We start from the raw sequence: 12,057 nt of genomic DNA, 5'->3' as shown, positions 1-12,057 counted from the left end.
GCTGGGAGGTACCCCCAGCGGGGCTGGTGAGGGGACGGCGGCGCTCCGCCCCGGACCCCGCACCGCCGCTGCGCGACGGTCGCCTCAAACGCCGGCGGGGCTGGTACGCCCCGCACGGCGGCCGGGCCGCGGCGTGCGCAGGGCGCGGGCCGTGCCCGGAGGGAGGGGCTGCGCGGGGGCGGGGGTTCCATCCGTACCGACCAGTCGGTAGCCTCCGGCCATGACGACGATGTCCCCCCGGGCCGCCCGCCGCTGCCACCACAACGCGGTCAACCCCTTCCACTCGGCGCACTACTTCTCCCCCGAATACGCCAAGGAGATGGCGGCCGTGGGGATCGAGGACCACGACGCCGCCTACCTGGCCGGCCGGGCCGCCCCCATGGGTGCGGTCGGGCCCGGCCCGGTCACCGGCGCGTTCTACAACTTCAGCCACGAGCTCGTCGCCCGGCACCTGCCGGCCGTGTGGGACACCGCCTCCCCCGAGCAGGTGCTCGCGGCCCGGCTGCGGGCCGCGGACGGCTGCCTGCGCCGGCTGCTGGGCCCGGAGGTCATCGCCTCCGCCGAGCTGGCCGAGGCCGCCGAGCTGGCGCTGCGCGCCGCGGAGGGCTGCACCCGGCACGCCCGGACCCTGTACTCCGCCCACGCGGACCTGCCGGTCCCCCAGGAACCGCACCTCGCCTACTGGCACGCCGCCTCCCTGCTCCGCGAGCACCGCGGCGACGGCCACCTCGCCGCCCTGCTGGCGGCTGGCCTGGACCCGGTGGAGGCGCTGGTCAGCCACACCGCCACCGGCAAGGGCATGACCCCGCGCTGGCTGCTGGCCACCCGCGGCTGGAGCCGGGCCGACCTGGACGCCGCCGCGGACCGGCTGCGCGACCGCGGGCTCCTGGACGCCCAGGGGGAGCTGACCGAGGCCGGCACCGCGATGCGCGCCGAGCTCGAGGAGCTGACCGACCGGCTGGACCTCGCCCCGTACGCCCACCTCGGCGCGGCCGGGGTGGAGCGGCTGACCGAACTCGGCCAGGGCTTCGTGATGACGCTGGTGATGGCCGGCGGCTTCCCCGCCGACCTCCTCGGCAAGGCCTGACCCACCGCACGCCGGGCCCGCCCCGCGGAGCCCGGCCGGCCACCTGCCCGACCCGCCCCGCCGGGCCCGACCCCCGGTACGTCCGAGCGGTCCCGCCCCGGCGCGGGGCGCCACACCCCGGGCCGGGTCCGGGCGGGTGCCCGTCCGGGCGCGGGCCACCTGCCACAATGCTGACTTCAGGCTCAGCGAGAAGGCGGTAGCGGAACGTGACGGCAGCCAGTGCGCCCACCCAGTCCATCGAAGCCAGGATCGCCGGGGAGCTCGGCGTCCGGGAGCGGCAGGTGACGGCCGCCGTCGAGCTGCTCGACGGCGGTTCGACGGTGCCCTTCATCGCGCGCTACCGCAAGGAGGCGACCGAGTCGCTGGACGACGCCCAGCTGCGCACCCTGGAGGAGCGGCTGCGCTACCTCCGCGAGCTGGAGGACCGGCGCAAGGCGATCCTGGACTCCGTCCGCGAGCAGGGGAAGCTGGACGCCGAGCTGGAGGCCCGGATCCTGGCGGCCGACACCAAGGCCCGGCTGGAGGACATCTACCTGCCCTTCAAGCCCAAGCGGCGGACCAAGGCGCAGATCGCCCGGGAGGCGGGGCTGGAGCCGCTGGCGGACGGCCTGCTGGCCGACCCCTCGGTCGAACCGGCCGCCGCGGCCGCCGCCTTCGTCGACCCGGACAAGGGCGTCGCCGACCCGGCGGCGGCCCTGGAGGGCGCCCGCGCCATCCTGACCGAGCGCTTCGGCGAGGACGCCGACCTGATCGGCGAGCTGCGCGAGCGGATGTGGGGCCGCGGCCGGCTGGCCGCGAAGGTCCGCGAGGGCAAGGAGGAGGCGGGCGCCAAGTTCGCCGACTACTTCGACTTCGCCGAGCCCTTCACCGCGCTCCCCTCCCACCGCGTGCTGGCGATGCTGCGCGGCGAGAAGGAGGACGTGCTCGACCTGACCCTGGAGCCGGAGGAGCCCTCGGAGCTGCCGGGGCCGTCCACGTACGAGGGCCTTCTCGCGCGACGTTACGGCATCGCGGACCGCGGCCGGCCGGGCGACAAGTGGCTGGCCGACACGGTTCGTTGGGCCTGGCGCACCAAGCTCCTGGTGCACCTGGGCATCGACCTGCGGATGCGGCTGCGGCAGGCCGCCGAGGACGAGGCGGTCCGGGTCTTCGCGGCCAACCTGCGCGATCTGCTGCTGGCCGCGCCGGCCGGCACCCGGGCCACCCTGGGCCTGGACCCGGGCTTCCGCACCGGCGTGAAGGTCGCGGTGGTGGACGCCACCGGCAAGGTGGTGGCCACCGAGGTGATCCACCCGCACGTGCCGGCCAACCGCTGGGACCAGTCGCTGGCCACCCTCGCCCGGCTGGCGGAGCAGCACGACGTCGAGCTGATCGCGATCGGCAACGGCACCGCCTCCCGCGAGACGGACAAGCTCGCCGGCGAACTGTGCGCGAAGCACCCCGAGTTGAAGCTGACCAAGGTGATGGTCTCGGAGGCGGGCGCCTCGGTGTACTCGGCCTCGGCCTTCGCCTCGCAGGAACTCCCGGACATGGACGTGTCGTTGCGCGGCGCGGTCTCCATCGCCCGGCGTCTCCAGGACCCGTTGGCCGAGCTGGTGAAGATCGACCCCAAGTCCATCGGGGTGGGCCAGTACCAGCACGACCTGTCCGAGGTGAAGCTGTCCCGCTCGCTGGACGCGGTGGTCGAGGACTGCGTCAACGGCGTCGGCGTGGACGTCAACACCGCCTCCGCGCCGCTGCTCTCGCGGGTCTCGGGGATCAGCGCCGGACTGGCCGAGAACATCGTCGCGCACCGGGACGCCAACGGCCCCTTCCGCAGCCGCCGGGCGCTCAAGGACGTGGCGCGGCTGGGCCCCAAGGCATACGAGCAGTGCGCGGGCTTCCTGCGGATCCGGGCCGGCGAGGACCCGCTGGACGCCTCCAGCGTGCACCCCGAGGCGTACCCGGTGGTGCGGGCGATGGGCAAGAAGGCGGGCGGCGAGGTGGCCGCGCTGATCGGCAACACCGCCGTGCTGCGCTCCCTGCGCGCCGAGGAGTTCGTCACGGACTCCTTCGGCCTGCCGACCGTGTCGGACATCCTGCGCGAGCTGGAGAAGCCGGGCCGGGACCCGCGGCCGGCCTTCAAGACGGCCTCGTTCAAGGAGGGCGTGGAGAAGATCGGCGACCTGGCGCCCGGGATGCTCCTGGAGGGCGTGGTCACCAACGTGGCCGCCTTCGGCGCCTTCGTGGACGTCGGCGTGCACCAGGACGGCCTGGTGCACGTCTCCGCCATGTCCAAGACCTTCGTCAAGGACCCGCGGGACGTGGTGAAGCCGGGCGACATCGTCCGGGTCAAGGTCATGGACGTGGACATCCCGCGCAAGCGGATCTCGCTGACCCTGCGGCTGGACGACGAGGCGGCGGCGGACGGCGACTCCGGCGGCCAGGGCGGCCAGGGCGGCCAGGGGCAGCGACAGGACCGCCGGGGCGGCCGGCCGCCCCAGCAGCGCGGCGGCGGCCGCGGCGAGGGCGGGCGCGGCGAGGGCAACCGGGGCGCGGCAGCCGCCCGCAGCGGCGGCAACGACGGCGGCGGACGCCGGGCGGGCGGCCGCCGGGACAGCGCCCCGCCGCCGGCCAACAGCGCGATGGCCGACGCGCTGCGCCGCGCGGGCCTGGCCGACCCGAAGGACGGCCGACGGCGCTGACCTGCGCGAGTGAGGGCCCCCGCCCGGCCGGGCGGGGGCCCTTCGCGTGCCGTGCGCACATGCCGGAGGCACCCCTCCGCTGGCATCGGGCGTGGTGGCCGGAAGGCAACCCTGCAGATCCAGGGCACCTTGCCAACGGCACTACAAGATCTGTAGGGATGGTGGAGCGACCGTCCGCCGGGGCCGGGGGACGGAGCCACCGAAACACCTGAGGACCGAACCCCCGTAGGCCGCTTGAAGGCTCAGGACCCATGACACTCACCCCCCACGCCTATCGACGCTGCCCGAGGAAGGGTTCGAAGAGGGAACACATGCCATACGGGCAACTCAAACTGCGCAAGCGGTGCGAAGCGATTCTCAGCCATCTCGACCTGTCCCACCCGTTCTCCCTCGACGGGCTGTGCACGCGCGTCGCCGAACAGCGCGGACGCCCGATCAGACTCCACCCGCTGCCCAAGGAAGCGGCGGAGTCCGGGGTCTGCGGGCTGTGGGTCGGAACCGACACCGTGGACTACGTCTTCTACGAGGCCCAGACCTCGCGCCTGCACCAGGAGCACATCGTCCTGCACGAGCTGGGCCACATCCTGTTCGGCCACAACTCCATCGAGGGCCAGGACAGCGGTTCCGGCGCCCCCGTGATCCTGGGGCAGCGCACCAACTACACCACCCGTCAGGAGCAGGAGGCCGAGATGCTGGCCAGCCTGATACGCGTGCACGCCGGCCTGCTGCCGGCCAAGGCCCCCCAAGGGACCCTGGAGAAGCTGGAGTCGGCGCTGGGAGTGCGGGTGTCCCATGGAGGCTGACCTGGTGGCCCTCGGCGACTGGCTCGCCGTGCCGAGCGTGGTCGTGCTCTGGCTCGCGGTGCTGCTGCGCGCCCCTTCGGCCGTCCGCGAGCCCCAGCAGCGCGGGCTGCTGCTCGCGGTGGCCACCGCCGCCGCGGCGATGACCCTCAACCTGCCGGACCTGCTGGCGTACGCGGCCAAGCATCCGGACTGGACCCATGCGGTGGGCCTGACGCGGAACTTCACGGGGGTGCTGTCGGCCGGCGTCGTCCTGTACTTCGTCGCCAGCGCCACCCGCGGCCGCGCCCTCCAACTGGCCTCCTCCGTCCTGACGGTGGTGTGGCTGGGCGTCCTGACCGCCCTGGACATGCTGGCGCCGGAGCACTCGGTGCACGCCATGCCGCCGACCGGCGATCCGACGCCGTCCCTGGCCTACTGGCTGACCCTGATGTCGGCGCACCTAGCGGCCAACACCGTCTGCGTGTACGTCTGCTGGCGCTACAGCCGACGCACCGACCGCCCCGGACTGGCCGCGGGGCTGCGGCTGTTCGGGCTGGGCACCGCGCTGGCCGGGGTGTTCTGGTTCTGCTACTTCCTCAAGGCCACGCTGGACGTCACCGCGCCGATGCCGTACCTGGCGCTGATGATGAACGTCCACGGGCTGCTGCGGGCCGCGGCCATCCTGGTGCCGACGCTGTTCGTGCTGCGGGGGTCCGTCGGGGACGTGAGGACGGCGTGGAAGCTGTGGCCGCTGTGGCGGGACCTGGTGGACGCGGTCCCGCACGTGGCGCTGCACAAGCCGCGGGCCACCCGGCTGGTGGACCTCCTGTGGCCGGCGGTCTCGCGCCGGCTGCTGGTGTACCGCCGGGTGATCGAGACCCGGGACGCGATCCTGGCGCTGAACGAGTACGTCGCCCCGGGCGTGCCGGAGCAGGCCCGGGCGCACCTGTCGGGGGCGGGGGTGGCGCACGGGCACGGCGAGGCCGCCGTACTGGCCTGTGTGATCAGGGAGGCCCGGCGGGCCAAGCACGCGGGGCTGGAGCCGAGCCCCGGCAGCTTCTCCGCCACCCAGGTCGACAGCAGCGACCTCGACAGCGAGAAACGTTTCCTCGTGGCGGTGGCCGAGGCCTACGGCTCCCCCGCGACCCGATCCTTCGAACCTGGAGCACAGCGCGCGTGACCACCGTACTCATCACCGGAGCCAGCTCCGGACTCGGCGCCGCCTTCGCCCGGGCCTTCGCCGCCAAGCGCTGCGACCTGGTGCTGGTGGCCCGCGACAAGGCGCGGCTGGAGGACCTGGCGCAGGAGCTGGCCGCCGCGCACGGGGTGGCCGCGGAGGTGCTGCCGGCCGACCTGCTGGACGAGGCGCAGTGCGCGGCGGTGGCCCGGCGGCTGGCCGAGCCGGGCCGGCCGGTGGACATGCTGGTGAACAACGCCGGCTTCGGGCTGCCGGCGCCGTTCCCGTACAGCCCGGTCGAGGACGAGGAGCGGATGCTGGAGCTGCTGGTCCAGGTGCCGCTGCGGCTGACGCACGCGGCGGTGCCGGGCATGCGGGAGCGGCGGCGGGGGGCGGTGCTGAACGTCGCCTCGGTGGCGGGGCTGCTGCCGACCGGCACGTACGGGGCGGCCAAGGCGTGGCTGATCGCCTTCAGCGAGTCGCTGCGGGTGGATCTGGCGCCGTACGGGGTGCGGGTGCTGGCGGTGGTGCCGGGCTTCACGCGGACGGAGTTCCAGGAGCGGGCCGGCATGGACGTCAGCGCGCTGCCGTCGTCCGTCTGGCTCGAGCCGGAGGCCGTGGTCGCCCACGCCCTCCGCGACCTGGCCCTGCGCCGCCCGCTCAGCATCACCGGCCCCCGCTACCGCGCCTACGCCTTCGCCGCCCGCCACCTCCCCCGCCGCCTGACCGCCGAACGCCTCCCCCGCAAACGCCGCCCCCCGACGGTGTGAGCCGCGGGTCCCGCCCCGCCCGGAGGATGCCACCGGGCGGGGCGGGACCGGCCGGTCAGGACTCGGTGACCTGGCCGGCGGAGACCGAGAGGCGGCGGGTGACGCGGACCGCGTCGAGCATCCGGCGGTCGTGCGTGACCAGCAGCAGCGTCCCCTCGTACGACTCCAGCGCCGTCTCCAACTGTTCGATCGCCGCCAGATCCAGGTGGTTCGTCGGCTCGTCCAGCACGAGCAGGTTCACCCCCCGCCCCTGCAGCAGCGCCAGCGCCGCCCGGGTCCGCTCCCCCGGCGACAGCGTGGCCGCCGGCCGCAGGACGTGCGCCGCCTTCAGGCCGAACTTGGCCAGCAGCGTCCGGACGTCCGCCGGCTCCATGTCCGGCACGGCCGCGCAGAAGGCCTCGACCAGCGGTTCGTCCCCCAGGAACAGCCCGCGCGCCTGGTCCACCTCGCCCACCAGCACGCCCGAGCCCAGCGCCGCGGACCCGGAGTCCAGCGGCAGCCGCCCGAGCAGCGCCGCGAGCAGCGTGGACTTGCCCGCGCCGTTGGCACCGGTGATCGCGACCCGGTCCGCCCAGTCCAGCTGGAGGCTGACCGGCCCGAAGCGGAAGTCCCCCCGCACCGCGGCGGCCTCCCGCAGCACGGACACCACGGAGCCGGACCGCGGCGCCGAGGCGATCTCCATCCGCAGCTCCCACTCCTTGCGCGGCTCCTCGACCACCTCCAGCCGCTCGATCGCCCGCTGCGTCTGGCGCGCCTTCGCGGCCTGCTTCTCGCTGGACTCGGCCCGCGTCTTGCGGGCCATCTTGTCGTTGTCCCCGCCCTTGCGGCGGGCGTTGCGGACGCCCTTGTCCATCCAGTTGCGCTGCATCAGGGCCCGGCCCTCGAGCGCGGCGCGCTTGTCGGCGTACTCGTCGTAGTCCTCGCGGGCGTGCCGGCGGGCAGTGGCCCGCTCCTCCAGGTACGCCTCGTACCCGCCGCCGTAGAGGTTGATCTCCTGCTGGGCCAGGTCGAGTTCGAGGACCTTGGTGACCGTGCGGGTCAGGAACTCGCGGTCGTGGCTGATCACCACGGTGCCGGCGCGCAGCCCCTTCACGAAGGCCTCCAGCCGGTCCAGGCCGTCGAGGTCCAGGTCGTTGGTGGGCTCGTCGAGGAGGAAGACGTCGTAGCGGGAGAGCAGCAGGGAGGCGAGGCCGGCCCGGGCGGCCTGGCCGCCGGAGAGGGCGGTCATCGGCAGGTCGAGGCCGACGGCGAGGCCGAGGGAGGCCGCCACCTCCTCGGCGCGCTCGTCGAGGTCGGCGCCGCCGAGGTCCAGCCAGCGGTCCAGGGCGGTGGCGTACGCGTCGTCGGCTCCGGGCGCGCCCTCGACCAGCGCCGCGGTGGCGGTGTCGAGCTCGGCCTGGGCGGCGGCCACCCCGGTACGGCGGGCCAGGAAGGCCCGCACCGACTCCCCCGCGCGCCGCTCGGGCTCCTGCGGGAGGTGCCCGACGGTGGCCGTGGGCGGGGAGACCCGTACCTGGCCGTCCTCGGGGGTGTCGAGGCCGGCGAGCAGCCGGAGCAGGGTGGACTTGCCGGCGCCGTTGACGCCGACGAGGCCGATGACGTCCCCGGGGGCGACGACGAGGTCGAGCCCGGAGAAGAGGGAGCGTTCGCCGTGCCCGGCGGCGAGGTCCTTGGCGACGAGGGTTGCAGTCATGAGGTGCCCGATCCTATCGCCCGGCCCCGGCCCGCGGTTTTCCGGCCTTTCTCGCCCCGGGGGCCGGCCGGCCGGCGGCACGGACGTGCTGATCACCGGGGTGCGGCGGGCTCCGGGGCCCGTCGATGTCGGCCGAATGGCGATCGTGTGACAGCAGGGGCCATGGACATGACGCGGGGCGGGGGGTCTGAATACCGTCGAGGAGTCGATCACCGAACGACGGCCAATCACCCTGCCCCTCCCACCCACTTGGAGCACCCGTGCAGCGCAGAGTCCTCGTCCCGGGCGTCCTCGCCGCCTCGATCCTGCTGGCGATCCCGGCATCGGCGGCGAGCTTCACCCCGGGCGCCCCGGGGATCGGTGACGCCTACTACCCGGCCAGCGGCAACGGCGGGTACGACGTGTCCCACTACGACCTGAGGTTGCAGTACCAGCCCGCGACGGACCTCCTCGAGGGCACCGCGACGATCCTGGCCACCACCAAGCAGGACCTCTCCCGCTTCAACCTGGACTTCGGCCTCAAGGTGAGCGAGATCCGGGTCAACGGCGTCAAGGCCTCGTACGCGACCTCGGGCACCCAGGAGCTGGAGGTCACCCCGGCCACCCCGCTGCCGCGCGACAAGGCGATCACCGTGGTGGTGAAGTACGCGGGCAAGCCGTCCGAGTTCAAGGTGGACGGCTGGAGCGCCTGGGTGCACACCCCGGACGGCGCGGTCGCCGCGCAGGAGCCGGACTCGGCGATCTGGTGGTTCCCGGCCAACGACCACCCGCGGGACAAGGCCACCTTCGACGTGTCGGTGAACGTCCCCGACGGCCTCCAGGCCATCAGCAACGGCGTGCTGCAGTCGCAGTCCTCCCGGCTGGGCTGGACCCGGTACAACTGGCGCTCGAACAAGCCGCAGGCGACGTACCTGGCCACGCTGGCCATCGGCAAGTTCGACATCACCACCGACAAGACCGCGGACGGCCTGCCGGTCCTGAACGCCTACAGCAAGGACCTCGGCGACAACGCGGGCGCGGCCCGGGCGAGCGTGGAGCGCACCACCGAGGTGGCCGACTGGCTCAGCGGGGTCTTCGGCCCGTACCCCTTCAACGCGCTCGGCGGCTACGTACCGAACGTGACCAGCGGTTTCGCGCTGGAGACGCAGACCCGGCCCTTCTACAGCCCGCGGCAGTTCGCCAACGGCGCGAACGTCTCGGTCGTGGTGCACGAGCTGGCCCACCAGTGGTACGGCGACAGCGTCTCCGTCGACAACTGGAAGGACATCTGGCTCAACGAGGGCTTCGCCCGCTACGCGCAGTGGCTGTGGTCGGAGAAGGAGGGCGAGGGCAGCGCGGCCGACCTGGCCCGCTGGACGTACGCCCAGCACCCGGCGGACGACCCGTTCTGGCAGGTGGCGCCGGGTGACCCGGGTGCCGAGAACCAGTTCCACGGGGCCGTCTACGACCGCGGGGCCATTGCCCTCCAGGCGCTGCGCGAGCAGGTCGGGGACCCGGTCTTCTTCCAGATCCTCAAGGGCTGGCCGGCGTCGCACGCGTACGGCAACGCGAAGATCGGGGAGTTCGTCCGGTACGCCGAGAAGGTCTCGGGCAAGCCGCTCGCGGAGCTCTTCGACAGCTGGCTGTACCAGGCGGGCCGGCCGGACCTGCCGGCGGTCAAGCCGGCGTACGGCCCGAAGAACGCCAAGGGCCCGAAGGCGCCGGGCAGCGGTCTCCTGAAGGAGCCCAGGTCCTGGAAGAAGATCGCCGCCACGAACACGATCCACGAGCACTGATCGTCCACGCACGGATCGTCCACGAGCACTGATCACGGAGCCCGGCCGCGCCGCCGTCCCCGCTCAGGGGGTGGCGGCGCGGTGCGTGCGGCGGGCCGCGTAGGCGATCGGGAGGTAGCGCAGCCGCTCGGGCAGCAGCGGGACCACGGTCCGCAGCACCGCGCACAGCCGGCGCAGCCGGCGTTCCTGGGCCGGGCTCCAGCTCAGCCCCACCGCCGCGCGCGCCTCCGGCGGCATCAGCCCGACGGTGACGAAGGCCCGCAGCCGCAGGAAGAGGAAGCGCAGCACCGGCCAGCCGGCCCGCACCAGCAGCCGTACCGGCCGGGGCCCGCCCGCCGGCGGCGGCAGCGGCACGTCGGTGGCGACCAGCTCCCGGGCCACCCCGGTGGGCTCGATCTCCTCGGCCAGCCGCCTTCGGTAGTACGGCCAGAACTCCTCCACGGTCTGCGGCATGTCCCGGTCCTGGATCCCCAGCACCCGGCCGACCTGGAGCCACTCGGCGTAGAGCTGCCGCTCCTGGGCCGGGGTGAGCGGGCGGAAGAGGTAGGCGGTGGCGTACCGGTAGACGGGGAAGCCGGTGGCGTGGATCCAGGAGTAGTAGGCGGGCTCGAGGGCGTGGTAGCGCCGGCCGCCGGCGTCGGTCCCGGCGATGTCCCGGTGCAGCCGACGCACCCGGCGGCCCTCCGCGGCCGCCCCGGCCCCGCCGTACACCCACAGCTGGACCGAGCGCAGCGAGCGTTCGCCCCGGCCCCAGGGGTCGGTCCGGAAGACCGAGTGCGCGTCCACGCCCGCGGCGACCACCGGGTGGGCCACCTGGAGGGTGAAGGCGGCGGGCAGCATCAGCAGGGCGCGGACCTCGCCGGCGAGGTGCCAGAGCACGCCGTCGGGCGGGGGCGGCTGGGGGTCCTGGAGGGGCCTCATGGGTCCAGTATCCGCCCGGCGTCCGCTCGTAGGGCGGCGTCAAGATTCCCGGTGCATGGGTGTTACCCGGAGGTAACTGGGGCTGCTTTGATGACGGGGCCGCACCAACCCCACAGGATTCTTCAGGAATCAGGAGACCCCATCGTGCGCTCCCCGCTCCGCAACAAGAAGGCCGCCGGCGTCCTCGCGGCCGTTGCGACCGCCGCCCTGGCCGCCACCGCCTCCCCCGCCGCCTCGGCGGCCGAGGCCGACGCGACTCCCCGCCTGGGCGTGCTCACCTACAACACGTTCCTGATGAGCAAGAACCTCTACCCCAACTGGGGCCAGGACCACCGCGCGGCCGAGATACCGAAGGCCCCGTACTTCCAGGGCCAGGACGTGGTCGTCCTCCAGGAGGCCTTCGACAACGGCGCCTCGGACGCCCTCAAGGCGAACGCCGCGGGCCAGTACCCCTACCAGACCCCGGTGGTGGGCCGTTCGAAGTCCGGCTGGGACGCCACCGGCGGCTCGTACTCGTCCACCACGCCGGAGGACGGCGGCGTCACGATCCTGAGCAAGTGGCCGATCCTGCGCAAGGAGCAGTACATCTACAAGGACGCCTGCGGCGCGGACTGGTGGTCCAACAAGGGCTTCGCGTACGTGGTGTTGAACGTGAACGGCACCAAGGTGCACGTGGTGGGCACGCACGCGCAGTCCACCGACTCGGGCTGCGGCACGGGCGAGGCGGCGCAGATGCGCAGCCGGCAGTTCAAGAACATCGACGCCTTCCTCGACGCCAAGAACATCCCGGCGAACGAGCAGGTGATCGTGGCGGGCGACATGAACGTCGACTCGCGCAGCCCCGAGTACGCCTCGATGCTCGCGGACGCGGGCCTGGTGGGGGCGGACAGCCGGACCGGCGCCCCGTACTCCTTCGACACGCAGGAGAACTCGATCGCCAAGTACCGCTACCCGACGGACCCGCGCGAGGACCTGGACTACGTCCTGCACCGCGCCGGCCACGTCCGCCCCGCGAACTGGAACAACGACGTGGTCAAGGAGTCGGCCGCGCCCTGGACCGTGAGCAGCTGGGGCACCGACTACACCTACACCAACCTCAGCGACCACTACCCCCTGACGGCCCACTGACCGCCGCCGCTCCGGCCTCGCGCCCCCTCCGCCTCCGCGC

The 12,057-nt window shown here is 73.7% G+C and carries 9 protein-coding genes; 7 read left to right on the top strand and 2 right to left on the bottom strand.

The window, feature by feature from the left end:
- Positions 1-220 precede the first annotated feature (220 nt).
- The 5 genes from AB0O40_RS30765 (at position 221) to AB0O40_RS30745 (ending at position 6,500) form a co-directional block, all read left to right on the top strand.
- Positions 221-1,087, top strand: coding sequence for a hypothetical protein (locus AB0O40_RS30765; RefSeq protein ID WP_365048512.1), 867 nt, complete (start codon positions 221-223; stop codon positions 1,085-1,087).
- Positions 1,088-1,293: 206 nt separating this feature from the next.
- Positions 1,294-3,771: a Tex family protein gene (locus AB0O40_RS30760; RefSeq protein WP_365048510.1), complete on the top strand. Its 2,478-nt coding sequence runs from the start codon at positions 1,294-1,296 to the stop codon at positions 3,769-3,771.
- A 311-nt stretch (positions 3,772-4,082) separates the two neighbouring features.
- Entirely contained in the window at positions 4,083-4,574 is a 492-nt protein-coding gene (locus AB0O40_RS30755; RefSeq protein WP_365048508.1) for a hypothetical protein, read from the top strand.
- Positions 4,564-5,733 (top strand): MAB_1171c family putative transporter, encoded by a 1,170-nt coding sequence (locus AB0O40_RS30750; RefSeq protein ID WP_365048506.1) that lies wholly within the window; start codon positions 4,564-4,566, stop codon positions 5,731-5,733. The genes AB0O40_RS30755 and AB0O40_RS30750 overlap by 11 nt, the downstream gene beginning before the upstream one ends.
- Complete coding sequence (locus AB0O40_RS30745) at positions 5,730-6,500, top strand: SDR family oxidoreductase (RefSeq protein WP_365048504.1); 771 nt, start codon at positions 5,730-5,732, stop codon at positions 6,498-6,500. Before AB0O40_RS30750 ends, AB0O40_RS30745 begins: the two co-directional genes overlap by 4 nt.
- A 55-nt stretch (positions 6,501-6,555) precedes the next feature.
- Here AB0O40_RS30745 and AB0O40_RS30740 read toward each other — a convergent pair whose 3' ends face one another.
- Positions 6,556-8,193, bottom strand: a complete 1,638-nt coding sequence (locus AB0O40_RS30740) for an ABC-F family ATP-binding cassette domain-containing protein (RefSeq protein WP_365048502.1) — start codon at positions 8,191-8,193, stop codon at positions 6,556-6,558.
- A gap of 260 nt (positions 8,194-8,453) precedes the next feature.
- On the opposite strand from AB0O40_RS30740, the gene AB0O40_RS30735 reads away from it, so the two are divergent.
- Complete coding sequence (locus tag AB0O40_RS30735; RefSeq protein ID WP_365048500.1) at positions 8,454-9,968, top strand: M1 family metallopeptidase; 1,515 nt, start codon at positions 8,454-8,456, stop codon at positions 9,966-9,968.
- A gap of 63 nt (positions 9,969-10,031) precedes the next feature.
- Here AB0O40_RS30735 and AB0O40_RS30730 read toward each other — a convergent pair whose 3' ends face one another.
- Positions 10,032-10,889 carry an oxygenase MpaB family protein gene (locus AB0O40_RS30730; protein ID WP_365048498.1) on the bottom strand — a complete coding sequence of 286 codons (858 nt, stop codon included), beginning with the start codon at positions 10,887-10,889 and terminating at the stop codon, positions 10,032-10,034.
- A gap of 144 nt (positions 10,890-11,033) precedes the next feature.
- On the opposite strand from AB0O40_RS30730, the gene sph reads away from it, so the two are divergent.
- Positions 11,034-12,017, top strand: coding sequence for a sphingomyelin phosphodiesterase (sph, locus tag AB0O40_RS30725; RefSeq protein WP_365048497.1), 984 nt, complete (start codon positions 11,034-11,036; stop codon positions 12,015-12,017).
- The last annotated feature ends 40 nt before the right edge of the window (positions 12,018-12,057 follow it).

The sequence above is a fragment of the Streptomyces sp. NPDC089919 genome, from assembly GCF_040684615.1.
In the GTDB taxonomy this organism is placed as follows: domain Bacteria; phylum Actinomycetota; class Actinomycetes; order Streptomycetales; family Streptomycetaceae; genus Streptomyces.
Note: the sequence above shows the minus strand (reverse complement) of the source record. Positions and strands in the feature narration are given on the sequence as shown.

Coding starts and splice junctions, on each gene's coding strand:
- AB0O40_RS30765 (WP_365048512.1), top strand. CDS start 221: ATGACGACGATGTCCCCCCGGGCCGCCCGCCGCTGCCACCACAACGCG.
- AB0O40_RS30755 (WP_365048508.1), top strand. CDS start 4,083: ATGCCATACGGGCAACTCAAACTGCGCAAGCGGTGCGAAGCGATTCTC.
- AB0O40_RS30750 (WP_365048506.1), top strand. CDS start 4,564: ATGGAGGCTGACCTGGTGGCCCTCGGCGACTGGCTCGCCGTGCCGAGC.
- AB0O40_RS30740 (WP_365048502.1), bottom strand. CDS start 8,193: ATGACTGCAACCCTCGTCGCCAAGGACCTCGCCGCCGGGCACGGCGAA.
- AB0O40_RS30730 (WP_365048498.1), bottom strand. CDS start 10,889: ATGAGGCCCCTCCAGGACCCCCAGCCGCCCCCGCCCGACGGCGTGCTC.